Raw genomic sequence first — 23822 nt, 5'->3', positions numbered from 1 at the left:
CGCCGCCGTCGGCGGCGACCCGTGCGAGCCTCACCACACCGGCCGCCAGTCGGGGCGGGCGGCGCGGGCGAGCGCCTCGAAGTAGAAGTAGTCGCCCCAGAGGGTGCCCTCGTCGACTCCCACGTTCTTGGGCAGGTCGTAGACGCTGTGCAGCAGCACCGTGTCGGCATCGGCGGCCTCGGCCGGGGTGTAGCGGGCGATGAGCGAGGTCAGGATGCGGTCGGCCGCCGCGCGCCACCGTTCGGCGTTCGCGGGATCGGCGGCGGCGAGCTCGTACAGACCGCACACCGCGATCGCCCCCGCGGAGCTGTCGCGGGGGGCCTCGGCGCCGTCGTTGTAGACGAGGTCCCAGTAGGGCACGTCGTCGGCGGGGAGGTGCGCGAGGAAGTACTCCGCGCACGTGCGCGATGCGGCCAGCAGCGAGTCGTCGCCGGTCGCGCGGTGGTTCAGCGCGAAGCCGTAGATGCCCCATGCCTGCCCGCGCGCCCAGCACGAGTCGTCGAACGCCCCCTGCTCGGTCGCCCCGCGCAGGGGCTCGCCCGTCGCGGCATCCCAGTAGAAGGTGTGGAAGGTCGAGCCGTCGGGCCGCAGGATGTGTCGACGCAGCTCGGTGGTGTGCCGCGCGACGACCTCGCCGAAGCGGGGATCGCCGGTCTGCTCGCCCGCCCAGGTGAGCAGCGGCATGTTCATGAGGCTGTCGATGATCGTGCGTCCGCGCTGAGCGGGGTCGGCGAGGTTCCCCCACGCCTGGATCACGCCGGCCGACGGCAGGTACCGCGACATGAGGTGCTCGGCCGCCGAGAGCGCGGCGGCACGGGCGTCTTCTGCGCGCTCGTCGTCGGCGAGCAGACGCGTCGGGGCCACGCACGACAGCGTGTACAGGAACCCCAGGTCGTGCGTGTCGAGGTCTTCCTCGTCGCGGACGCGGCGGCCGAAGTCGGCGGCGTGCGCGAGGGCCGCGTCGCGGAAGTCGGCGTCGCCGGTGAGGTCGAAGGCGATCCACTGCATGCCCGGCCAGAAGCTGGTGGTCCACCCGCGGTTGGCGCCCTCGTCGAATCCGGGCACGGCCGGTCGCAGGTCGTACCGGTTGTCCCGGGTGGTGTCGTCGGGGTAGCGCGTGCCGAACGCGGCGATGTTGGCCCGGATCGTGGCCAGCACCTGCGCGATGGCGCGGTCGGTGTCCACCCGCGCGGTGGGAGGGGAGGTCGTCATTCGGGGAATCCTTCTGATCAGACGGCGACGGTGGCGTCGGCCGGAAGCACGGGGCGGAGGGCGAAGCGGGCGTTGGCCCAGACGAGGTACAGCGCGGGCGCGGCGGTGAGGCCGAGGGCCAGCGCGGGCGAGGTGGTGAACAGCACGGCCTGCCCCGCGAGCACGAGCAGGCTCACCGCGCTGAGGTACCAGCGGCGCACCGCCAGCACCGCGGCGGTCGAGAGCAGCACGCGCAGCGGCGTACCGGGGGCCTCGACGAGGGCGGTCAGCGCCACCGGCGTCGTCGCGAGGGCGAGCAGCGCCACCGTCGCGCAGAGGGGGACGACCACGACGGCCCAGGATGCCGCCGACACGGCGCGCACGTCGACCACGACGATCGCGAGCACCACCGCGACGAGCGCGCCGATGACCAGGGCCTTCGGGGCGCTGGCGCGCCACCCCGCCCAGAAGGTGCGGATCACCCGTCCGTCGCCGAGGCCGTGCGCGCGGAAGGCCGTCAGAGCCCCGGCGAGGGCGGGCGCGGCGAGGGGAGCGGCGATCGCCAGCAGGGGCCACGACATCACCGGGTCGGTGGTGAGCAGCAGGAACACCAGGGGGGCGCAGCCGATCAGCAGCAGCAGATTGACCATGAGCCCGAGGTAGACCGTCGAGAAGATGTTCGCGTAGGTGTCGTGAGAGATGCGGCGCATGGCTCAGCCCTTCATTCCGCTGGTCGCGATGCCCTCGACGAAGTACTTCTGCCCGAAGAGGAACACGATCGCGATCGGCACGACCGACATCGTCAGCCCGGCGAACAGCAGGGCGTAGTTGGCGTCGTACAGCGTGCTGACGAAGCTCTGCAGCCCGAGCTGGATGGTCCAGAGGTCGGGGCTGCGCAGGTAGATCAGCGGCCCGAGGTAGTCGTTCCACGTGCCGACGAAGGTCAGCATGGTGAGGCTGGCGATGGCGGGGACCGACAGGGGCACCATGATGCGCGCCCAGATGCCGTACTCGCTGAGGCCGTCGAGACGCGCGGCCTCGGAGAGGTCTTCGGGGATGGTGTCGTAGTACTGCTTCATGAGGAACACCCCGAAGGCGCCGAACGCCTGGATGAGGATGATCGCCCAGAGGGTGTTCGAGACCTTGGCGTTGGAGAGCAGGATGAACTGCGGGATCATGTACGACTGCCACGGCACGGCGATCGTGCCGATGTACACGAGGAACAGCACGTCGCGTCCGGGGAACCGCATGCGCGAGAAGCCGTAGGCGGCGAACGAGCCCGTCAGCACCTGCAGGAAGGTCACGACGACCGCCAGCACGAGGGTGTTGCGGATCCACGTCAGCATGCCGGACTGCGTCCAGATGTCGATGTAGTTGCTCCACACCCACGTCTCGGGGAACCACTTCACGGGAGCGCTGAACACGTCGTTGGGCGTCTTCAGCGAGCTCATGATCATCCAGAAGAACGGCATGAGCAGCGCTGCCGCGGCGAGGATCATCACGGCGTAGCCGACGATGCGCCCCACCCGGCGGACGGGTCGCGCGGAGCCGGCGACCGGTCGGCGACGCGGCGGCTTGGCGCCGGCCGTCACGAGCGTGCGGGTCGCGTCGGGAACGAGGAGGTCGGTCATCAGGCGTCCCGCTTCTTGTTGAGGAAGAACTGCACCAGGGTCACCACGATGCACAGCAGGAAGAGCACGATCGAGGCCGCCGAGGCGTACCCGAACTGGTTCTCCTGGAAGCCCTTCTGGTAGATGAACTGCGAGAGCACGAGCGTGGACTGCCCGGGCCCGCCCTGGGTCATCACGAGGATCAGGTCGAAGATCTTGAACGAGTTGATGGTGAGCATCACGGTGACGAAGAACGTGGTCGGCCGCAGGCACGGGAGCGTGACGTTCACGAAGCGCTGCCAGACGTTGGCACCGTCGACGCGGGCCGCCTCCTGCAGCTCGCGCGGGATGGTCTGCAGCCCCGCGAGGAAGAGGATCATGTAGTAGCCCATGTCGCGCCAGGTGCTGATGATGACGACGGCGGGCATGGCCCACTCCGACGAGGTGAGCCATCCGGGCGGGTTCTGCAGCCCGAAGAAGCGCAGGATCTCGTTGATGGGGCCGTACTCGGGGCTGAACAGCAGGTTCCACACCACGGCGATCGCGACGATCGAGGTGATGTAGGGGAAGAACGCCGCCGTGCGGAAGAACGCGACCCCGCGCAGCTTGTTGTTCAGCAGCAGCGCGAGTCCCAGCGCGACGATCATCGTCAGCGGGATGTGCAGCGCCGCGTAGTAGAGCGTGTTGAACAGGGCGATGCGGAAGCTGCCGTCGCCCAGGAGTCGCTCGAAATTGGCCAGGCCCACGAACGCCGACGAGCCGAAGACGTTCCAGTTCGTCATCGACATGTAGAACAGCGTCACGACGGGCACGAGCGTCAGGGCGGCGAAGCCGAGGAAGTTGGGGAGGATGAAGCTCCACCCGATGAGGGTGCTGCGAAGCGTCAGACGCGAGCGGCGTCGCTCGCCGTGACGCCCGGTCTTCGGCGCCCGCGGGCGCGTGTCGGCGATGGTCGCCATGGTGTCTCCAGATCTCGAGGGGATCTCAGGGGTGGCCGGCCCGGACGTGGGCGCCGGACCGGCCACCGGTGGTCGCGTCAGCCGACGCCGACCTCGCTCTTGACGCGGTTCTCGGCGGTCGAGATGGCGTCGTCGATCGACGTCGAACCCGACATCACGGCGGTGTGCAGGTCGAGCAGGATGTTCTGCACGGCCGCGGTCTTGGCCGAGGTGGGGTTCTCGGGCTTGGTGTCGTGCGACGACCACGCGAACGACGACAGCTCGTCGGCGGGGGCGCCCTTCACCGCGAAGTACGTCTGGGCGACGGTGTCGCTGGTGAAGGCCGGCGTGATGCCGAGGCCCGCGAGCACCTGCGCGCCCTCTTCACCGGCGGCGAAGGCGAGGAACTTCTTCGCGGCGGCGAGCTTGGTGGCATCCGCCGCCTTGTTCACGGCGAACCCGGTCGGGTCGCCGAAGGTCACCGGCGTCTTCGAGGTGCCGGCCGTCGACGAGTCGAACTGCGGGATGGGCGCGAAGCCCCACGAGAAGGCGTCGGCCTCGCCCTTGGCCTGCTGGGCGATGAGCGTGGCCGCGTACCAGGTGCCCATGGGCATCATGGCCGCCTGCTGCTTGCCGAACTCGGCCTGGTACGTGAGCTTGTTGGCGGTGACGGTGTTGTACTCGACCTGCGCGCCCGCCTGCTGCAGGGCGAGCGAACGCTCGTAGTAGGGCTCGAGGTAGCCGAACTCGCCGTCGAGGATGTTCACGTCGGGGCTCTGCGCGTTGGCGAAGCCCTGCACCGTCGACTGCCAGTTGTGTTGGTAGGTGCCGAGGGCGGCGGAGCCGGCGGCGCCGAGCTGGGTGGTCAGCTCTTCGGCGGCCTTCTCGTAGTCGTCCCAGGTCCACGACCCGTCGGGCTCGGCGACGCCGGCCTGGGTGAAGAGGTCCTTGTTGTAGAAGAGCACCCAGGAGTCCTGGCGGTACGGCACGGCCCAGGTGGAGCCGTCGACGTCGTAGGCGTCGGCGCCGCCGATGCCGTCGGGCAGCGTCACGTCGGAGACGTCGGCGAGCTGACCGCCGGCCTGGTACGTGATGAAGGTCTTGAGGTTCTTCTGCGTCACGATGTCGGGGCCGGTGCCCGCGGCCAGGTCGGCCGTCATGAGGGTGTCGTAGTTGGTGGAGTCGTACTCCTTGACCTCGATCGTGACGTCGGGGTTGTCTTCGTGGAACTTGTCGGCGAGGGCCTGGAACTCCGGTGTGGTGCTGAGGCTCCATCCCGACATCGACAGCGTGACGGGGCCACCCTCGGCGGCGGCGTCCGAGGATCCCCCACTGCAGGCGGTCAGCGACAGGGCGGCGACGATGCCCATCCCGGTCGCGACGACGATCTTGCGCTTCATACGTGCTGCTCCTTTGCGATTGCGTACGGGGCTCCGGTGCGGGCCCGTGAATGCCGGTGCGCCCATCGAGAGGCTCCGGAGTCTGTGAGAGGGGTGCGCGTGCACCGGCCGTCGGGCCAGGTGACGACGGCGACGGGCTCGTCGCCCTCGATCTCGAACGCGGCGTCGCGGGTGTCGGCAGTGGTGTCGCCGCTCAGCGAGACGAGGGCGACGAAGGGCCGGCCGACCTGCGCGTCCCACGTCAGCACCGGTACCACGGCGACCTCGCCGAGCGGGCTGGCGTGGCGGCGCACGATCACGCGGGAGGTGGCGTCGGGGGTGAGGGCCCGGATGCCGGACACCCGGCCGTGCGAACGCACCTCGGCGGCACCCGTGTCGGTGGAGTGCGCGGGGTCGGCGCCCGCGATCGGCCACCCGCCGACGCGCACCCGCAGGGTGTCGACGTCGATGCCGGGGGCGAGGTCGTCGACCGAGGCGATGCGCACCTCCCAGGCGCCGCGCACGAGCGAGCGCACCGTCACCCGGCCGACGTGGTTCACCGAGCCCGTGAGACCGGCACCGTGGCGGTGCGCGGTGGGAACGGCATCCACCGTGTGCACGTCCGACGTCGACGCCGCGACTCCCACCCCGTCGACCACGTGCGCCCCCAGGGGCACGAGCGCCGTGCGGTGGGTCGCGCGGCCCGACGCGTCGACCAGGGCGACGGCCTGTTCGAGGGGATCGGTCCAGGCGAGCTCGTCGAGCAGCGGCGCGGTGGCCGTGGAGTAGCCGATGCGGGCGTACAGCGGAGAGTCGGCGCTGCGAGCCCCGGGGCGCGCCTTGTCGGTGCCGTGGTTGATCACGCGCACGATCCCGTCGGCCCGCGTTCCCGAGACGATCCAGCCGGCGGCGGCCACGGCCCGCAGGTCATCGACCTCGGCGACGGGGAGGGGCTCGTCGGGCGCCGTCCACACCGGGTGGTCGGCGGGCAGGGCGATGCCCATCAGACCCTTGACGGCCCAGTAGGGCGAGCCGGGACCCGAGTACGACTGGGCGAGGGCGCGCCACTCGCCGTGCCATCCGAGGGTGAGCACGCCGTCGACGTCGGGGGCCCCGTGCGAGACGAAGTGGTCGACGATCGCGCCGGCCGCGTGACGCAGACGCCCCGCGCCGGTCGAGGGGACCTCGGCGATCACACCGGCCCAGAACGGGGCGGCGGCGGCGAAGCGGTAGATGAGGCTGCGTCCCTGCAGCAACGGCGAGCCGTCGGCGCCGACCAGCCGAACGGCGTCGACGAGGAAGCGGTCCAGGAGCGCCACGTCGGCCGCGGCGCGGTCGCCCGCGAGCGCCTCGGCGCCGGTCATGCGCGGCCACAGCACGGGGTACACGTGCAGCGCCCACCCCACGTAGTGGTCGTACGCGCGTTCTTCCCCGTCGGACATCCACCCGTCGGCGCGGGCGAACGAGTCGTGCCGGGCCAGGTCGGCGGCGATGTCGGACGCCGACCAGGGGCCGCCGACCGAGCGCAGGAAGGTCTCGACCACGATGCGGAACCACACCCAGTTGGTCTGCGGGTAGGTCTCGTCTCCGACGACGGGGGCGAGGTAGGCGATGACCCGCTCGCGGGTGCGCGCGTCGAGGGCGTCCCAGATCCAGTCGCGCGTGAGGTCGAGGGCGAGGGCGAGCGATGCCGCCTCGACCTTGGCCTGCGCGTGCTCGTCCATGCGCACCCAGCGGTCGGGGGCCTCGGGGTCGACGCCGGTGCGCACGCCGGCGGTGAAGAAGGCGATGAGGTCGTCGACGCCCTGGCCGCGCGCGCCGGCGATGCGGAACCCGGCGAGGAGGAAGACGCGGGCGAACCCCTCGAGGCCGTCGACGGCGGCGCCGTATCCGCCCTCCTCGCCGGGGAAGACGATGCGTCCGCGACCGGGGCTCGCGTGGCGCTGCGCGGCGGTGAGCAGCGCATCGGCGACGGCGAGCCAGTCGCTGCGCTGTCCGCCGGCGAGGCGGGGAAGGGCGGAAGTCGCCACGGGTTCTCCTTCGAAGACCGTCCGTTCACCGACACGGGAGTGGTGAACGTTGGCGAGCGTATCAATCAAAAAACAACACCACAACATCTTTTCTGAATCTTCATGATCGTTTATGATCGTTTGTAGCGGGACCATCCCGTTCGAAGGAGACCGATGCCGTTCCCCACCGCCACCTTCCGCGGGCCGCTCGCGACGCTCGTCGAGGGCATCACGCTCCGAGCGCCCGCCCAGGCCCTGCCCGTGCCCCCGGCATCCGACCGCGCCGTGTGGGACCCGCGGGCGGGATCGGCCGATCGCATCGGCATCGACGACCTCGTCGCCCGCGCCGGCGGCGAGCGCGCGACGCCCTGGCCGCAGCCCCGGGCGAGCGACGCGGCCCGGGTGCACCGAGACGGCGACCGCACCGCCTGGGAGGACGCGGCCTTCGAGAGGCAGCGTCGCCTCAGCCGCGCCGCGGTCGCCGCCGCCTCCACCCTCGACGAGACCTGGATCGACGAGGTCGTCGACGGCGTCGTGCTGCTGTGCGAGCAGAGCTCGTGGTGCTGGCCCGCCCACGACGACACCCGGAGCGTGCACGGCTCGGTGCTGGCCACCGTGACCGATCCCTTCGTCGACCTCGGCGCCGGTGAGGTGGTCGCGCAGCTCGCCTGGATCGACCACCTGCTCGGCGATCAGCTCGACGCCCGCGCCCCCGGGCTCCGCGCGCGCATCCGCCACGAAGCCCGCACGCGCGTGTTCGCGCCGTTCCAGCGGCGCCGCGACTGGCACTGGATCGGCCTCGACGGCGACGTGCACAACTGGAACCCCTGGATCCACGGCAACGTCATCGTCGCCGCCCTGCGCCTGCTCGACCGGCCCGACGAGGCCGTCGAGCGCGACCGGATCGTCGCCCTGGCCGTCGAGGGCCTCGACCGCTACGTCGCCGTGCTCCCCGCCGACGGGGCCATCGACGAGGGGTACGCCTACTGGTGGAACGGGGCCGCGCGCGCCCTCGAAGCGCTCGACGTCCTCGCGCACGCCACCGACGGAGCGGTCGACACCACCGCGGTGACGGCCCTGCTCGAAACCGTCGCCTTCCCCCATCGCTCGCACCTCGGCGGCGACTGGTTCGTCAACCACGCCGACGGGCAGGCCCGACCCCCCGCCGACCAGCCGTGGCACGCGTTGCACCGCGCCGCTCGGCGCCACGGCGACCCGGCGGCCGCAGACCTCGCCGCCTCGCACCGCCGTCCGGGCACCCCCGCCGCCACCGAGCGCGAGGGCCTGGGCCGGCTGCTGCGCGGGCTGACCGATCCCGCCTGGGTGTCGGCATCCCCCGCACCGCCCCCGCTCCCCCGCGACGTCTGGCTGCCCTCGACGCAGGTGTTCCTCGCCCGTGAGCGCGCCGGATCGAGCGACGGGCTGACCCTGGTCGCGAAGGGCGGGCACAATGGCGAGCACCACAACCACAACGACGTGGGCGCCGTCGTCGTCGCCGTCGACGGGGTGCCCGTCCTGGTCGACGCCGGGCGCCCGACCTACACCGCCGCCACGTTCGGCCCCGACCGCTACAACATCTGGACCATGCAGAGCGTGTGGCACAACGTGCCCGTCGTGCGCGGCGTCACCCAGCCGGCGGGGGCCGATGCCGTCGCCCGTGACGCGCACGCGGAGGCGACCGACGACCTCGCCGTCTTCCGCGTCGACCTGGCCGACGCCTATCCCGACGCGGGGCTCGCGTCGTGGCGGCGCCGCGCGGCGCTGGACCGCACCCGCGGACGCATCGAGATCGACGACGCCTGGCGCTTCGCCGACGACGCCCCCACCACCGACGACACGCGCGTGCATCTGCTCGTCGCGGGCGAGGTGACCCTCGAGCGCGGGGGTGCCCGCGTCGTCCCGATCGAGGGGGCTCGTGCGGTGCGTCTGCGCTGGCCGAGCGACATCGAGGCGACGGCGGAGGTGCGGGAGCTCGACGATCCGCTGCTCACCGAGGTGTGGGGCGAGCGGCTGACCCGCCTCGCCCTTCCCCTGGCGTCGCGCACTCACGTGCAGCTCACGGTAGAACTGGACACACCGACCGAGGATCTTCGATGACCGACACCACCCCGCACCAGCCGCTCGCCGCCGAGCGCCGCGCCCACATCCTGAGCGCCCTGCACAACGACGGTGCCGTGCGCATCTCGCAGCTCACCGACGACCTGGGCGTCGCCACGGTGACGCTGCGGCGCGACCTGGCCCAACTCGAGAAAGAGGGGGTGCTGCGCCGGGTGCACGGCGGCGCGGTCGCCGGGGCGAACACTCCGGCACCCGCCACCCGCGCCGACGAGACGCAGACCGGATCGATCGCCGTGCTCGTTCCGTCGCTCGCCTACTACTGGCCGGGTGTCGTGCGGGGCATGGAGACGGCCGGTCGGCGCCTGGGGTACAAGATGCTCCTGCGCGGTGCCTCGTACGAGCTGCAGGACGAGCGGCCCGTGCTGGAACGTCTCGTCGCCAACGGCGACGTGCGCGGACTGGTCGTCGCACCCAACACCGACACGGAGCACGCCGCCGACGTCATGAGTTGGCTCGCCGACTGCCCGGTGCCGAGCGTGCTGGTCGAACGCGATGCGGTTCCGGGAGCGGGCGGCATCCCGAGGGAATCGGTGACGACCGACCACGCGCTCGGCGCCCTGCTCGCCGCCCGTCACCTCGCGACCCTCGGGCACCGCAAGGTGGGGCTGATCCTCTCGCGGCACTCGCCCACCTCGCGAAAGATCGCCGGCGGGTGGCAGACCGCCTGCGAGGAGCTCGCCCTCACCCCCGCCGATCACTTCGAGCAGACCCTGCCCGACCGCACGAGCCCCGACTTCTCCGACGTGGTCAACGCCACGCTGGACTCGGCCCTGGCCACCGGCGTGACGGCCCTGCTCGTGCACTCCGACCCCGAGGCGATGGCCTTCGTCGATCTCGCACTGACGCGCGGCATCTCGGTGCCCGACGACCTGTCGATCATCGCGTACGACGACGAGGTCGCCCAGCTCTTCACCCCGGCGCTCACCGCCGTCAGCCCGCCGCGCGCGAGCGTCGGCGAGGCGGCGGTCGAGCTGCTGGCCCGGCGCATCGCCGAGCCCGATCGCCCCGTGCATCGCGTGCAGCTCAGTCCGCGCCTGAACGTGCGTGCCTCCACGGCGGCCCCGCGGTCATGACCGCGCCGTCGTCGTACGACTTCTCGCCGTGGACGTTCGACGGCGACGCCGCGCCCGAGGACCGGGATCGACAGCGGGCGCACCTCGCGGCCCTGCGCGCCGCCCATCCCGACTGGCGGATCGGGGCCGACGTCTTCGTGTCGGAGCACGCCGGCGTCGATCCCGACGCCTTCTCGATCGGCGACCGCTCGTACGTCGCGCTCGGCGCCTACCTCACCGGCTCGGTCCGCATCGGCGCCGACTGCTCGATCAACCCGTACACGGTCGTGCGCGGTGACGTGCAGCTGGGCGACGCGGTCCGCGTGGGGGCGCACACGTCGATCATCGGCTTCAACCACTCGTTCGAACCGGGCACCGAGGTCTTCCGCCAGCCGCTGACCTCACGCGGCGTGCGGATCGGGTCGGACGTCTGGATCGGATCGCACGTGATCGTGCTCGACGGCGTGACGGTCGGCGACCACGCCGTGCTCGCGGCGGGGGCCGTGGTCACCAGAGACGTCGCCGCCGGAGCGATCGTCGGGGGCAACCCGGCCCGGGTGCTGCGCTGGCGAGTGGCTCCGACGGCGGTCGCCGATCCGCGCCGCGACGACCTCGCGCGCTTCGCGGACGTGGCGCGCGCCGAACTGTCGTCGGTGCTCGAGCGGGGAGCCGTCGACGGCGGGTTCCGCGATCGACCCGACGCGCCCGCGTCGCTGCGGGCGACCTGCGACGCGATCGAGCTCTCGGCCCTGCTGCACGGCGGCCCGCCCGCGGGTGCCGACCGCGCCGAGTGGATCGGCGTGCTCGGGGCGCAGCAACGTGCCGACACCGGACTGATGACCGACGCTGCGTCGCTGTGGGACGACCCCGACGCGGCGTACGGCGTGCTGAGCGCCGGCTACGCCCTCGACCTGCTGGGCGGGCGCTTCGCCCACCCCCTGGCCGACGTCGTCGCGGCCGACGCCGCCGGTCTCGTCGCGCGCCTCGATGCCCTGCCGTGGGGAGACGACCCCTGGCGCGCCGGTCATCACGTCGACGCGATCGGCACCGCGCTGCACTGGAGTCTGCGCCGGGCGGATGCCGTTCCCCCGGCGTTCGCCGAGACCCTGTTCGGGTGGCTGTCGCTGCGCGCCGACGCCCGCACCGGAATGTGGGGCCGACCGGGCGCCGACGGCGACCTGCGGCTGCTGGTCAACGGCTTCTACCGCGCCGCGCGCGGAACCGTGGCGCAGTTCGGCGCCGACGTCGCCCACCCCGAAGCGGTCATCGACACGGTGCTGCGTCACGCGCGCAACGACCGCTGGATGCGGCCCGAGCGCCGAGACGCGTGCACGGTGCTCGACATCGCCCATCCCCTGTGGCTCACGCGCTCGAGCGGATACCGCACCGACGAGGTGCGCACCCTGGCCGCCGACCTGCTGCGCCACGCGCTGAGCGGCTGGCGAGCGGGAGCCGGGATGGCCTTCCGCCTCGACGGCGACGATCCGGGAATGCAGGGCACCGAGATGTGGCTCGCCATCGTCTGGTACCTCGCCGACCTCCTGGAGTGCTCCGACGCCCTGGGCTACCGCCCGCGCGGCATCCACCGCCCCGAGCCCGCACCCCGCTGACCCGCGGGCCCGCGCTCCCGCGGGTTCGCGTGAGGTGCCGGAAATCGTCGCCCGGAATACTCCGGAAGCGACGATTCCCGGCGCCTCACGCGCCCGGCCTCAGGCCCGGGACCGGCGGCGGGCCACCAGCACGCCCGCGCCGAGGGCGAGCAGCAGCAGCGCTGCGGCGGACAGGGCCGTCATCCCCGCGGTGTCCTGACCGGTGGATGCCAGATCCCCGCCGTCGGGGTTCTGCCCCTGACCCGCGTCGCCACCGCCCGGCTGACCGGGAGCGCTCGGCTGACCCGGAGCGCCGGGTTCCCCGGGCTCGGTCGGCTCGCCCGGCGTCCCCGGCTCGCCCGGCGTCCCCGGCTCACCCGGCGTCCCCGGCTCACCGGGGGTGCCCGGCTCGGCCAGGGTCACGGCGACCGTGGTGGTGCGCACCGTGCCGTCGGGGGCGGTGACCCGCACGGTGCCGACGCCCGCGGCATCCCGGGGCTGCGTGATCTCGACGACCGCGTCCTCGTCGACGGCGAGCGCGAACAGCGACGGCAGCGCGTCACCCTCGACCGTCGAGGCGTACTCCGTGACCGCGGGGTCGAAGCCGGGCACCGGCTCGTCGCCCACCGTCAGGCGCGCCAGGTCGGCGAGGCCGGCGGGCGCGGGGGCGTCGGCGAGGATCTCGACCTCCGACACGATCATGTGCTCGTTCTCGCGCGCCTCGAGCACGACCCGCACCTCATCGGCGCGGGCGCCCTCGACGGGCACCTCGACCCTCGGGGCACCGGCCTCGGGCACCGGCACGGCGACCGGCTCGCCCTCGACCCACTCGCCGCCGTCGATGCGGTGGTCGACGCGCACGGTGTCGGCCCAGCTCGGGCCACCGTCTCGATAGAACTGCACGGTGACCCCGCGCAGGGTCTCGTCGGCGGCGAGCGCGTAGCCGAGGGTGTCGCGGGGGTTCTTGGCATCCGATCGCCAGTTCGACCAGCCCTTGTCGGACGGGTCGCCGTTGATGGTGCGCTCGACCCCGTAGCCGGTCTCGGTGTACGTGGCCGAGGGCGTGCTGTCGGGTGCGACGTTACGGTCGACTGCGGTCGTGACGATCACCGTCAGACGGGCGTCGAGCCCGTCGTCAGTCGTGCCCGCCACGTCCACCGTGCCGGGCTCGGCGAAGGCGTCGTCGTCGAGGTCGCCCCAGGCCCATTCGACCGGAACGGGGTATCCCTCGCCCGAGGGGCGGATCTCGGCGAGCACCGTGTCGTCGGCCTGCGCCTGCACGGCGGCCGGGGCGCTGCCCTCGACGACCGTCACCGAGCGGGGACGGGTGGCGGTGAACGCCCCCACCTCGACCTCGGCGCGGGCCTCGACGGTGGCGCCGAACACCTCGGTGGCCGTTCCGGGCACCGTCACGGTGCCGGCGGACCCGAAATCGAGCCCGTCGGTGTTCCAGGTGACGGCGGCCGTGCGCCCCACTCCCCCGGCGTAGCGGACCGCGACGGTCTCGGGCAGGACGGGAGCGGTGCCCACCGGGGTCGCCACCGAGACCGGGTCGCTCGCGACGGCGGTGGTGCTCACGAGACGCCAGGTCTGGTTGCCGGCGCCGTTCGAGGTCCACAGCCCCACGCCGGCGCCCGGCTCGCGGCTCTCGCCGCCCACGTCGAGCACGCGCTCGGCCGCGACGTTGAGCACCGAGTACGTCGAGCCGTCGAGGGTCGAGCCCATCCACTGCGTCGCCGGGTCGGCCGCCGCGGTGGCGGGGTCGGTGTCGACGAGGGCGGTCGCCCCGTCGCGCGAACCGAGGAACAGCCCGTCGCCGTTCTCGAGGGTGAAGCGGTGGCGGTTCGTCCCGGCGCCGTCGACGGTGCGCACGGTCCAGCCCTGCGCCCTCGCGGCCTCGGGGGTCGCGGCATCCTCGTCGATCGTGAGGGCCGACCCGCCCTGCAGGGCGAGTCCGCTCTGCACGCCGACGAGCTGCACGCGGTCCTGGTCGCGGAACGCCGGAGCGTCCGCGGCCACACCCGAGACGCCGTCGACCTCGAACGTGACGACCGACTTCGCCGGCACGGTGAGGGTCGCGATCCCGGATGCCGCGTCCACGGCCACGGCGTCGCCGGCGCGGAGCGCGTTGACGGTGGGCTCGTCAGCGGTCGACTGGGTCGTGACGATCGGGGTGACCGTCGCGCCCGCGGCGATCTCGCCGAAGCCGCGGAGGTCGAGTTCGACGACCTGCTCGGCATCGTCGGCGTTGACATGCACGATCGACGCGCCCTGTCCGTCGGCGTCGATGGCCGCGGTCGAGTTCGTGTCGTCGGTGGCCATGAGCCGGTCGCCGGGCTGGATGTAGTGCGTGAAGTTGCGCACGGTGTTGAACTTCTCGTTCGTGAGCACCTGGCAGCTGGGGTCGGCGTCACCGTCGGCGATGCGCCGCTCCGAGAGTCCCTGGGCGTTGCAGTCGAAGTCGATGAAGACGCTGCCCCAGTTGAGCTTCTCGACCTTCTCCATGTTGTACAGGTCTTCGACGGGCTGCCAGAACACCCACGCCTCGGGCTCGAGCTCGCGCAGGTCGCCCACGATGTGCGAGGCCATGCCGAGTCCGTTCTCGATGTCGTCGGTGACGAAGCCGCGGTCGGTGTCGGTCCAGTTGCCCTCGACCTCGCTCATCCACAGCGGCTTGTCGGAGGCCTTGGCGATGTCGCGGACGACGGGTCGCCCGCCCGTGCCGTAGGTGTGCACGTTCAGCTGGTCGACGGCATCCTTCGACGCCTCGGACCAGGTGTTCCAGTTCGTGGCGAAGATGCCCGGGTTGGTCTCGTCCATCGTCGAGATCACGGCATCCGTGGTGGTCGATCCGGCGGCGAGGCGCTCGGCGAGCGCGCCGATCATCTCGTCTTGACGCTCGGGGCCGATGTGCGCGCCCTCCTGGCGACCGCCCGTGGGCCAGGTCGCGCCCTCGGGGATCTGCGTCTGCCAGTAGTTCGTGTTCGGCTCGTTGAAGGGGTCGATGGTGTCGAAGCGGATGCCGTGGGCTCTCTCGAGCTCGTCGACGACGCTCACCATGTACCCGGCGAAGGCGTCCATGTCGGCGGGGGCGAGCTGCTCGCTCGTGGCGTCGTTGATCCCGCCCGAGACGAAGCCGCTGTCGGTGAGGAAGTACGGAGGCGAGTTGCTGAAGGCCTCCCAGTGGGTGACCTTGTCCTTCAGGGCGTCGAGCCACCAGCGCTGGGCCGAGTCGGCCGAGAAGTCGTAGTGGGTCGGGTCGTCGGAGTTCCACGCCTCGCGGTAGCGGTCGCGGTCGGCGTAGGTCGAGGTGATCTCGCCCTCGGCGTCGGTCGCGGGCAGCTCGGGGTTCCAGAAGCCGGGCACCGCACCACCCGGGCGCAGGTACGGCGGCACGTCGGAGGCGTTGCCGCCGCCGACGTTGTAGCGGGCGATGTTGAGGTTCAGCCCCTCGTCGCCGAAGACGGCGTCGAAGAGCTTCTGCCGCACGTCGGCGGGGTAGTTGCCGGTGGCGTTGGCGAACCACACCAGGCTGGTTCCCCACCCCTCGAAGGCCTCGGTGGCCGACGCGGGATTCGGGGTGATGCGCACGGCCGAGGGGGCGTCGGCCGCGCGCGCGGAGGGCGGCGCGGAGGCCGACCCGACGGTCAGGGCGCCGGCGACCAGGGCCGCGGCGCAGGTGAAGGACAGGACACGAGACGTCATCGTCGGTTCCGTTCCGGCCGCTCCGATGCGGCCTGTGGGGGGATGTTGACGTCAACATGTTGACGTCAACACCGAGCCTAGGCGAGCTTCCCCGTCGGTCGCAACGGTCGATGCGGCGATTCCAGACACCGCCGCCCCTGGCGCTGCGGCCCGCGAGGCGAACCTCGTCCCACTTTTGGCCGCCGAGAGCCGCCTCAGACAGCCAGAATCGGGACACGGTCCGCACAGAGTGGGACGGGGTCCGTTCAACCGGCGGGGGCGGTCCGCACGCAGCCCGAAGCGGGGCAGGGGGGAGCGAGCCCTAACGCGGACCCGAGCTCGCGCGCACCACGAGCGACGTCGGCACGAGCGTGCGGGCGTGCTCTCCCCCGGTGCCCTCGATGTCGGCGATCAACGCGCTCATCGCCTCTTCGCCGACGCGCTCGAAGCGCTGGCGCACGGTGGTGAGCGGAGGCCAGAAGTTGGCCGCCTCGGGCATGTCGTCGAAGCCGACGACACTGACGTCGCCCGGCACGTCGCGGCCGGCCTCGTGCAGGGCGCGGATCACGCCGAGCGCCATCTGATCGTTCGCGGCGAACACCGCCGTGACGGCGGTGTCGTGCGCGAGGGCGGCGCCGATGCGATGCCCCGAGTCGGCGGTCCAGTCACCGATCTGCACCGCGGGCACACGGCATCCGCGGTCCTCGAGGGCGGCGTGCCACGCGTGACGGCGACGCTCGGCGGCGAAGGACTCCGGCGGTCCCGAGACGTGCCAGACGGTCGCGTGACCGAGGTCGAGCAGGTGCTCGGTGGCCAGACGGGCGCCCTGCGCCTGGTCGTTGTCGACGACCGCGTACGGGTAGTCGGCGCTCGAGTCGACCACCACCACGGGCAGTCCGGTGGGCAGCGACAACTCGTTCTCGCCGAGGCGGTGGGTCTCGATCAGGATCACCACGCCGTCGACGGCGTGTTCTCGCAGACGCGAGCACGCCCCCGACACGTCGGACTGCGAGGCCGAGTGCACGGTGATGAGGGTGATGGAGTACCCGGATGCCGCGGCCATCGACGCGAGCGCATCGAGCGTGCGCGTGTTGCCGTAGGAGCTCAGCGAGAACATGATCACGCCGATGCTGCGGAACCGGCCCGATCGCAGCGCTCGCGCCGCACTGTTGGGGCGGTAGCCGAGCGACGCCATGGCGTCGAGGACGCGCTGACGCGTATCGGGATCGACGTTGGTGCGGCCGTTGGCCACGCGCGACACCGTCTGGCCCGACACCCCTGCGGCGGCGGCCACATCGGCCATCGACACCTCGCGCCGTCGCTCTCGCGCCGGTGTCGCGGTCGACGCCGTCGTCGTCTCGCTCATGCCTGCCCCCTCGGGATGTTGACGTTGACACCTTAGCGGGGGTCGAGTTATGTTTACGTCAACATTCCGGCCGCCCGGCTCGAATGCGCATCAAAGAAGAGGCACTGGACGATGACGACCACCGCGGCACCCCCGCCCGCGCTGCGCACCCCGCGGCGCAAACGGCGCACCCGAATCGACGACCGCGGCTGGCTGTTCGTCGCCCCCTTCGCCGTGGTGTTCGCGCTCGTGTTCCTCGCCCCCCTGGCGTACTCGATCTACCTCAGCCTGTTCCGCGACCAGCTGGTCGGCGGCAACGCGTTCGTCGGCTTCGAGAACTACGTCACCGCTTTCGGCGACGAGAAGTTCTGGGACGGCCTGGGCCGCGTCTCGATCTTCCTCGTCGTGCAGGTGCCGATCATGCTCGTGCTGGCCCTCGCGGCCGCCCTCGCGATCGACAGTGCGCGCCTGCACGCCGCCGGTTTCTACCGCATGGTGATCTTCCTGCCCTACGCGGTGCCCGCCGTCGTGGCCGTGCTCATGTGGGGATACATCTACGGCGACCAGTTCGGCCTGACCCGAAACCTGAACGACCTGCTCGGCGGGAACGTCGTCCAGCCGTTCCTCCCCGAGTGGATGCTGCTGTCGATCGGCAACATCGTGACCTGGCAGTTCGTGGGCTACAACATGCTCATCTTCTACTCGTCGCTGAAGACCATTCCGGGCGAGCTGTACGAGGCGGCCTCGATCGATGGGGCGGGCGCCTGGCGCACGATCTTCTCGATCAAGATCCCGGCGGTGCGCGGCGCGGTGGTCATCGCCACGATCTTCTCGATCATCGGCAGCTTCCAGCTCTTCAACGAACCGAACATCCTCAAGCCGCTGGCCCCGAACACGATCTCGACGTTCTTCACGCCGAACATGTACGCCTACAACCTCTCGTTCGCCGGCCAGCAGTACAACTACGCGGCAACGATCGCCATCATCATGGGCGTCATCACCGCCGTCATCGCCTACGTCGTGCAGCTGCGCGGCTCACGTCAGGAGGCGCGATGACCACCGCGACCGCACCCCGCACCGACACCGTCTCGGTGACCACCCCGCGCGCCGGCGGCACCCGCCGCCGCTTCGCCCGCACCTCGCCCACCCAGGGCAAGAAGTCGATCGTGCTGGGCATCGTCATGGGCCTGTACCTGCTGTACACGCTCGTGCCGCTGGCGTGGCTGGTCATCAACGCCACCAAGACCCAGCCCGACCTGTTCACCACCTTCGGGCTCGGCCCCGGGAACAGCTTCGCGCTCTTCGACAACATCGCGCAGACCCTCACCTACCGCGACGGCATCTTCCTGCGGTGGCTCGGCAACACGCTGCTCTACGTCGCGGTCGGCGCCGGTGGGGCGACTCTGCTGGCCACGCTCGCCGGCTACGGCCTGGCGAAGTACAACTTCCGGGGGCGCAAGGCCGTGTTCGCCGTCGTGCTCGGCGCGATCGCGGTGCCCGGCACGGCGCTGGCGGTGCCCACCTTCCTGCTGTTCAGCCAGCTGGGCATCACGAACACCCCGTGGGCGATCATCATCCCCTCGCTCATCAGCCCGTTCGGCCTGTACCTCATCTGGGTCTACGCGACCGACGCCATCCCCACCGAGCTGCTCGAGGCGGCCCGCATGGACGGTGCGGGCGAGTTCCGCACGTTCTTCACCATCTCGATCCGACTGCTCACCCCCGGCATCGTCACGGTGCTGCTGTTCGCGGTGGTGGCGACGTGGAACAACTACTTCCTGCCCCTGATCATGCTGAGCGACCCGCAGTGGTACCCGCTCACCGTCGGCCTGAACCAGTGGAACGCGCAGGCCACCGGCGTCGGCGCGCAGCCCATCTACAACCTCGTGATCACCGGAGCGCTGCTGTCGATCATCCCGATCGTGGCCGCCTTCCTGCTGCTGCAGCGCTTCTGGCAGTCGGGCCTCAGCGCCGGCAGCGTCAAGCAATGACCCCCTGACTCCCCCTGAACGCGCGCGCCCCTCTCGGGGCACCGCGTCTGCACCCGCACCACATCCACAACAACGAAGTAGAGGAATCCGATGACATTCATGCGTTCTGGCACCGCCCGGCGGGCCGTCTTCGCCGTCGCCGCCACCGCCCTGACGGTGGGCGCGCTCACCGCCTGCTCGGGTGGCAACGCCGGCGGCGGCGCCGCCGCCGGCACCGCCGACGACATCGAGAAGGCCCTCGAGGCCGGCGGCGAGCTCACGTACTGGTCGTGGACCCCCTCGGCCGAGGCGCAGGTCGCCGCCTTCGAGGCCAAGTACCCCAACGTGAAGGTGAACTACGTCAACGCGGGCACCAACACCGAGGAGTACACCAAGCTCCAGAACGCGATCAAGGCCGGCTCGGGCGCCCCCGACGTCGTGCAGATCGAGTACTACGCCTTCCCCCAGTTCGCGCTCTCGGACTCGCTCGTCGACCTGTCGTCGTACGGCTTCGCCGACCTGAAGGACGACTACAGCACCGGCACCTGGGGCTCCGTCGACTTCGACGGCAAGATCTACGGCCTCCCGCAGGACTCGGGCCCTATGGCCCTGTTCTACAACGAAGAGGTCTTCGATCAGTTCGGCATCGCCGTGCCCGCCACCTGGGACGAGTACTACGCCGCAGCGCAGAAGCTGAACGCCGCCGACCCCACCAAGTTCATCACCGCCGACACCGGCGACTCGGGCTTCACCACGAGCATGATCTGGCAGGCCGGGGGCACTCCCTTCACGACCTCGGGCGACGCCGGCACCGACGTCGCGATCGACCTGCAGGACGACGGCTCGAAGAAGTTCGCCGACAACTGGAACCGCCTCATCGAGGGCGGCCTCATCTCGGACACCCCCAGCTGGAGCGACGAGTGGTTCAAGGGCCTCGGTGACGGCTCGATCGCCTCGCTCGTGATCGGCGCCTGGATGCCGGGTGTGCTGGAGTCCTCGGTCGCCGACGGCGCGGGCAAGTGGGCCGTGGCCCCGATCCCGACCTACGACGGCACGGCCGTGACGTCGGAGAACGGCGGTGGCGGCCAGGCCGTCACGAAGCAGAGCAAGAACCCCGCTCTGGCAGCCGGCTTCCTCAAGTGGCTGAACAACGACGAGAAGAGCCTGCAGATCTTCGCCGAGTCGGGCGGATTCCCCTCGACCACCGCGCAGCTGAGCGACCCCGCCTTCGTCGACAAGGAGTCGGAGTACTTCGGTGGGCAGCAGATCAACCAGGTGCTCACGCAGGCCTCGAGCGAGGTGCGCGAGGGCTGGAGCTACCTGCCGTTCCAGGTGTACGCCAACAGCATCTACGGCGACACCGTGGGCCAGGCCTACGCCAACAAGAGCGACCTGAACGCCGGCCTCACCGCCTGGCAGGACCAGCTCGTGCAGTACGGCAACGACCAGGGCTTCTCGGTCAACAAGTAAGCAGTTCCCGGGGGCGGGTCGCATCGTTCGCATGCGGCCCGCCCCACCCGTTCCCCCGCCTGGAGAACCCATGAGCACCCCCACCCGCATCGTCGTGGACCGCACCTCTGTCGGAGCCGTCGTCCCCCGCCGCCTGTTCGGCTCGTTCGTCGAGCACATGGGCCGCTGCGTGTACGACGGCATCCACTCCCCCGAGCATCCGACCGCCGACGCCGACGGCTTCCGCGCCGACGTGCTCGAGCTGGTGCGCGAGCTCGGCGCCACCGTCGTGCGCTACCCCGGCGGCAACTTCGTGTCGGGCTACCGGTGGGAAGACGGCGTCGGCCCCCGCGCCGACCGACCGGTGCGGCTGGATGCCGCGTGGCACAGCACCGAGACCAACCAGGTCGGTCTGCACGAATTCGCCACCTGGGCCGACGCGGCGGGCGTCGAGCTGATGGAGGCGGTGAACCTGGGCACGCGCGGGGTGGCCGACGCCGCCGACCTGCTCGAATACGCCAACCACCCCGCCGGCACCGCGCTCAGCGAACGACGCCGCGCGAACGGCCGCGACGAGCCCTTCGGCATCCGCCTGTGGTGCCTGGGCAACGAGATGGACGGCCCCTGGCAGATCGGCCACAAGACCGCCGACGAGTACGGCCGCCTCGCCGCCGAGACCGCCCGCATGATGCGCTTCATCGACCCCACCGTCGAGCTGGTGGCCGCCGGCAGCTCCAACCACGAGATGCCCACGTTCGGCACCTGGGAGCGCGGCGTGCTCACCCACACCGCCGGTCTCATCGACCACATCTCGGTGCACGCGTACTACGAGGAAGACCCGGCCGACCCGGCGAGCTTCCTGGCCAGCGGCGCCGCTCTCGACCGCTACATCGGCGACGTCGCCGACATCATCGACGAGGTCGGCGCCACGACCCCCGACGGGGGCACCGTCGGCATCAGCGTCGACGAATGGAACGTGTGGAACCAGACCCGGTGGAACGAGGTCGACAAGCCGCGCGTGTTCACCGGCGACTGGCCCGTCGCCCCCCGTCTGATCGAAGACGACTACACCGTGACCGATGCCGTCGTCGTGGGTTCGCTGCTGATCACCCTCATCCGCCGGTCGGAGCGGGTGTCGATGGCCAACCTCGCCCAGCTGGTCAACGTCATCGGCCCCATCCGCACCGAGCCCGACGGCGGAGCCGCCTGGCGCCAGAGCACGTTCCACCCGTTCAAGCTCACCGCCGAAGCGGCGTCGGGCCGGGTCGTGGTCCCCCTCATCGAGGGCGCCACGATCGACACCGCCCGCCACGGCACCGTCGACGCCGTCGACGCGGTCGCCACGATCGACGGCGACCACGTGTCGGTGTTCCTCGCCCACCGCGACCTCGACGCCCCCACCGAGGTCGCGCTCGAGCTGGGCGCCATCGCCGACGTCGAGGCGGTCGTCGTCACGATCCCCGCGGGCGGCGACCGCCACACCACCAACTCCGCCGACGCCGAGCCCGTCGCCCCCGCCGAGCTCCCCGTGAGCGTCGGCGACGACGGCATCCTGCGTCTGACCCTCCCCGCCCTGGCCTGGGCGCGCATCCGCGCGCGGCTGGTCGACTGACACCCGAAAGACACCGTGACGACCTTCACCATCGGCGAGACCGACTTCCTGCTCGACGGGCGACCGCACCAGGTCATCTCGGGGACGCTCCACTACTTCCGCATCCACCCCGAGCACTGGGCGGATCGCATCCGCACGGCCAAGGCCATGGGCCTGAACACCATCGAGACCTACGTGGCGTGGAATGCCCACGAACCCGTGCAGGGCGAGTGGGATGCCACCGGGGCGAACGACCTCGGACGCTTCCTCGACCTCATCGCCGACGCGGGCCTGCACGCCATCGTGCGCCCCGGGCCCTACATCTGCGCCGAGTGGCACAACGGCGGGCTGCCGGTGTGGCTCACCTCGACGCCGGGGATCGGCATCCGCCGGTCGGAGCCGCAGTTCGTCGCGGCGGTGTCGCAGTACCTGCGCCGCGTATACGAGATCGTCGCTCCCCGCCAGATCGACCGCGGCGGCAACGTGGTGCTCGTGCAGATCGAGAACGAGTATGGCGCGTACGGCTCCGACAAGGAGTACCTGCGCGAGCTCGTGCGGGTGACGAAGGACGCCGGCATCACCGTGCCGCTGACCACCGTCGACCAGCCGATGCCCTGGATGCTCGAGGCCGGGAGCCTGCCCGAGCTGCACCTCACCGGCTCGTTCGGCTCGCGCTCCGAGGAGCGTCTGACGACGCTGCGCGAACACCAGCCCACCGGCCCGCTCATGTGCAGCGAGTTCTGGGACGGGTGGTTCGACTGGTGGGGCAGCATCCACCACACCACCGACCCCGCGGCATCCGCCCACGACCTCGACGTGCTGCTGGCGGCGGGCGCCTCGGTGAACATCTACATGGTGCACGGCGGGACGAACTTCGGCACCACGAACGGCGCGAACGACAAGGGCCGCTTCGATCCCATCGTCACCTCATACGACTACGACGCGCCCATCGACGAGTCGGGCCACCCGACGGCGAAGTTCCATGCCTTCCGCGAGGTCATCGCCCGGTACGCCCCCGTCGAGGGCGAGGTGCCCGCCGAGCGTGCGGCGGCCCCCGCGCTCGAGGTCGCCCTGACCGGCGAGGGCGAGTGGATGCCGGAGGCCGCCGAGGCCGCGATCACCGACGCCCCCGCCAGCTTCGAGCAGCTCGGCCACCTCGGCGCACTCGTGCGCTACGACGTCGACCTGCCCGCGTTCGACGACGCAGCGGGGGTCCTCGTCTTCGGCGAGGTGCGCGACCTCGCGTGGGTCGAGGTCGACGGCGTGCCGGTCGGGCGACTGTCGCGGTCGTTGCACGAGCGCGCCCTCGCGATCCCCGCGGGCGCGCACCTCACGGTGCTCGTCGAAGACCAGGGGCGCGTGAACTACGCCGATCGTCTCGGCGAGGCGAAGGGGCTCATCGGCGACGTGACGATCGACGGGCAGCCGCTCACCGGGTGGACCTCGACCCCGATCGAGGTGACGGCCATCGCGGCCGCCCGCTCGGGCTCGGACTCGGGCGTCGTGGGCCGCTCGGCCCTGCGCGGGTCCTTCTCGCTCGACGCTCCGGCCGACCTCTTCCTCGACACCGCGGCCTGGGGAAAGGGCTACGCCTTCGTCAACGGGTTCTTCGTCGGCCGGTACTGGCGCACCGTCCCGCAGAACACGATGTACGTGCCCGCCCCCGTCACCCGGGCCGGCGCGAACGAGATCGTCGTGCTCGAGCTCGAGCAGGTGCTCGAGCCCGTGGCACGGTTCGTGGCGGCACCGTCGCTCGGGCCGCTCGAGGAGTAGGCCGCTCGGGCAGGCCTCCGCGAGACGCGACGGACCGGTCGACACGACAGGTCCACTTCCCCGCGCTCCCGGTGAAGTACGGTCAGAGAAGGCCTCTCTCGTCGAGCGGAAGTGGGGAAACGAC

General features: G+C 71.3%; 16 protein-coding genes. 8 read left to right on the top strand and 8 right to left on the bottom strand.

Annotation, left to right across the window (positions count from 1 at the left end):
- Nucleotides 1-30: 30 nt before the first annotated feature.
- The 6 genes from IFR11_RS05815 to IFR11_RS05790 all read right to left on the bottom strand — a co-directional run bounded on the left by IFR11_RS05815 (nt 31) and on the right by IFR11_RS05790 (nt 7148).
- Nucleotides 31-1212 (bottom strand): glycoside hydrolase family 88 protein, encoded by a 1182-nt coding sequence (locus IFR11_RS05815; RefSeq protein WP_191915530.1) that lies wholly within the window; start codon nt 1210-1212, stop codon nt 31-33.
- 17 nt (nt 1213-1229) lie between these two features.
- A complete protein-coding gene (locus IFR11_RS05810; protein ID WP_070409203.1) occupies nt 1230-1901 on the bottom strand; it encodes a ferredoxin-NADPH reductase in 672 nt (223 codons plus the stop codon).
- A 3-nt stretch (nt 1902-1904) separates the two neighbouring features.
- Nucleotides 1905-2822: a carbohydrate ABC transporter permease gene (locus IFR11_RS05805; protein WP_055832913.1), complete on the bottom strand. Its 918-nt coding sequence runs from the start codon at nt 2820-2822 to the stop codon at nt 1905-1907.
- Complete coding sequence (locus IFR11_RS05800) at nt 2822-3760, bottom strand: carbohydrate ABC transporter permease (protein ID WP_055832911.1); 939 nt, start codon at nt 3758-3760, stop codon at nt 2822-2824. Before IFR11_RS05800 ends, IFR11_RS05805 begins: the two co-directional genes overlap by 1 nt.
- Before the next feature lie 77 nt (nt 3761-3837).
- Nucleotides 3838-5139 carry an ABC transporter substrate-binding protein gene (locus IFR11_RS05795; protein ID WP_055832910.1) on the bottom strand — a complete coding sequence of 434 codons (1302 nt, stop codon included), beginning with the start codon at nt 5137-5139 and terminating at the stop codon, nt 3838-3840.
- Complete coding sequence (locus IFR11_RS05790; protein WP_342030250.1) at nt 5136-7148, bottom strand: DUF2264 domain-containing protein; 2013 nt, start codon at nt 7146-7148, stop codon at nt 5136-5138. The genes IFR11_RS05795 and IFR11_RS05790 overlap by 4 nt, the downstream gene beginning before the upstream one ends.
- A gap of 153 nt (nt 7149-7301) precedes the next feature.
- Between IFR11_RS05790 and IFR11_RS05785 the strand changes: the two genes are divergently transcribed.
- The 3 genes from IFR11_RS05785 to IFR11_RS16550 are packed head-to-tail and all read left to right on the top strand — an operon-like array spanning nt 7302 to nt 11907.
- The gene (locus IFR11_RS05785; RefSeq protein ID WP_191915528.1) at nt 7302-9224 is read left to right on the top strand and encodes a heparinase II/III domain-containing protein; all 1923 of its coding nucleotides are present in this window, start codon (nt 7302-7304) and stop codon (nt 9222-9224) included.
- A complete protein-coding gene (locus IFR11_RS05780; RefSeq protein ID WP_191915527.1) occupies nt 9221-10318 on the top strand; it encodes a substrate-binding domain-containing protein in 1098 nt (365 codons plus the stop codon). The genes IFR11_RS05785 and IFR11_RS05780 overlap by 4 nt, the downstream gene beginning before the upstream one ends.
- Entirely contained in the window at nt 10315-11907 is a 1593-nt protein-coding gene (locus tag IFR11_RS16550) for an acyltransferase (protein WP_191915526.1), read from the top strand. Before IFR11_RS05780 ends, IFR11_RS16550 begins: the two co-directional genes overlap by 4 nt.
- A 99-nt stretch (nt 11908-12006) precedes the next feature.
- Here IFR11_RS16550 and IFR11_RS05770 read toward each other — a convergent pair whose 3' ends face one another.
- Both IFR11_RS05770 and IFR11_RS05765 read right to left on the bottom strand, forming a co-directional pair.
- Nucleotides 12007-15591, bottom strand: a complete 3585-nt coding sequence (locus IFR11_RS05770; RefSeq protein WP_191915525.1) for a glycoside hydrolase — start codon at nt 15589-15591, stop codon at nt 12007-12009.
- Between the two features lie 301 nt (nt 15592-15892).
- A complete protein-coding gene (locus tag IFR11_RS05765) occupies nt 15893-16936 on the bottom strand; it encodes a LacI family DNA-binding transcriptional regulator (RefSeq protein ID WP_191915524.1) in 1044 nt (347 codons plus the stop codon).
- A 111-nt stretch (nt 16937-17047) separates the two neighbouring features.
- Here IFR11_RS05765 and IFR11_RS05760 point away from each other — a divergent pair, with 111 nt between their 5' ends.
- The 5 genes from IFR11_RS05760 to IFR11_RS05740 all read left to right on the top strand — a co-directional run bounded on the left by IFR11_RS05760 (nt 17048) and on the right by IFR11_RS05740 (nt 23698).
- A complete protein-coding gene (locus IFR11_RS05760; RefSeq protein WP_055832903.1) occupies nt 17048-17971 on the top strand; it encodes a carbohydrate ABC transporter permease in 924 nt (307 codons plus the stop codon).
- A gap of 125 nt (nt 17972-18096) precedes the next feature.
- Nucleotides 18097-18906: a carbohydrate ABC transporter permease gene (locus tag IFR11_RS05755; protein ID WP_055940671.1), complete on the top strand. Its 810-nt coding sequence runs from the start codon at nt 18097-18099 to the stop codon at nt 18904-18906.
- Nucleotides 18907-18996: 90 nt separating this feature from the next.
- The gene (locus IFR11_RS05750; protein WP_191915523.1) at nt 18997-20355 is read left to right on the top strand and encodes an ABC transporter substrate-binding protein; all 1359 of its coding nucleotides are present in this window, start codon (nt 18997-18999) and stop codon (nt 20353-20355) included.
- A 70-nt stretch (nt 20356-20425) separates the two neighbouring features.
- Nucleotides 20426-21946 (top strand): alpha-N-arabinofuranosidase, encoded by a 1521-nt coding sequence (locus IFR11_RS05745; protein ID WP_191915522.1) that lies wholly within the window; start codon nt 20426-20428, stop codon nt 21944-21946.
- 15 nt (nt 21947-21961) lie between these two features.
- Nucleotides 21962-23698, top strand: a complete 1737-nt coding sequence (locus tag IFR11_RS05740) for a beta-galactosidase (protein ID WP_191915521.1) — start codon at nt 21962-21964, stop codon at nt 23696-23698.
- Nucleotides 23699-23822 lie beyond the last annotated feature (124 nt).

It is taken from the genome of Microbacterium sp. CFBP 8801, assembly GCF_014839455.1.
Lineage (GTDB): Bacteria > Actinomycetota > Actinomycetes > Actinomycetales > Microbacteriaceae > Microbacterium.
Note: the sequence above shows the minus strand (reverse complement) of the source record. Positions and strands in the feature narration are given on the sequence as shown.

What these genes read in the sequence shown, in the direction of transcription:
- IFR11_RS05815 (WP_191915530.1), bottom strand. Translation starts at nt 1,212, where the DNA reads ATGACGACCTCCCCTCCCACCGCGCGGGTGGACACCGACCGCGCCATC.
- IFR11_RS05810 (WP_070409203.1), bottom strand. Translation starts at nt 1,901, where the DNA reads ATGCGCCGCATCTCTCACGACACCTACGCGAACATCTTCTCGACGGTC.
- IFR11_RS05805 (WP_055832913.1), bottom strand. Translation starts at nt 2,822, where the DNA reads ATGACCGACCTCCTCGTTCCCGACGCGACCCGCACGCTCGTGACGGCC.
- IFR11_RS05800 (WP_055832911.1), bottom strand. Translation starts at nt 3,760, where the DNA reads ATGGCGACCATCGCCGACACGCGCCCGCGGGCGCCGAAGACCGGGCGT.
- IFR11_RS05795 (WP_055832910.1), bottom strand. Translation starts at nt 5,139, where the DNA reads ATGAAGCGCAAGATCGTCGTCGCGACCGGGATGGGCATCGTCGCCGCC.
- IFR11_RS05785 (WP_191915528.1), top strand. Translation starts at nt 7,302, where the DNA reads ATGCCGTTCCCCACCGCCACCTTCCGCGGGCCGCTCGCGACGCTCGTC.
- IFR11_RS05780 (WP_191915527.1), top strand. Translation starts at nt 9,221, where the DNA reads ATGACCGACACCACCCCGCACCAGCCGCTCGCCGCCGAGCGCCGCGCC.
- IFR11_RS16550 (WP_191915526.1), top strand. Translation starts at nt 10,315, where the DNA reads ATGACCGCGCCGTCGTCGTACGACTTCTCGCCGTGGACGTTCGACGGC.
- IFR11_RS05770 (WP_191915525.1), bottom strand. Translation starts at nt 15,591, where the DNA reads ATGACGTCTCGTGTCCTGTCCTTCACCTGCGCCGCGGCCCTGGTCGCC.
- IFR11_RS05765 (WP_191915524.1), bottom strand. Translation starts at nt 16,936, where the DNA reads ATGAGCGAGACGACGACGGCGTCGACCGCGACACCGGCGCGAGAGCGA.
- IFR11_RS05760 (WP_055832903.1), top strand. Translation starts at nt 17,048, where the DNA reads ATGACGACCACCGCGGCACCCCCGCCCGCGCTGCGCACCCCGCGGCGC.
- IFR11_RS05755 (WP_055940671.1), top strand. Translation starts at nt 18,097, where the DNA reads ATGGGCCTGTACCTGCTGTACACGCTCGTGCCGCTGGCGTGGCTGGTC.
- IFR11_RS05750 (WP_191915523.1), top strand. Translation starts at nt 18,997, where the DNA reads ATGACATTCATGCGTTCTGGCACCGCCCGGCGGGCCGTCTTCGCCGTC.
- IFR11_RS05745 (WP_191915522.1), top strand. Translation starts at nt 20,426, where the DNA reads ATGAGCACCCCCACCCGCATCGTCGTGGACCGCACCTCTGTCGGAGCC.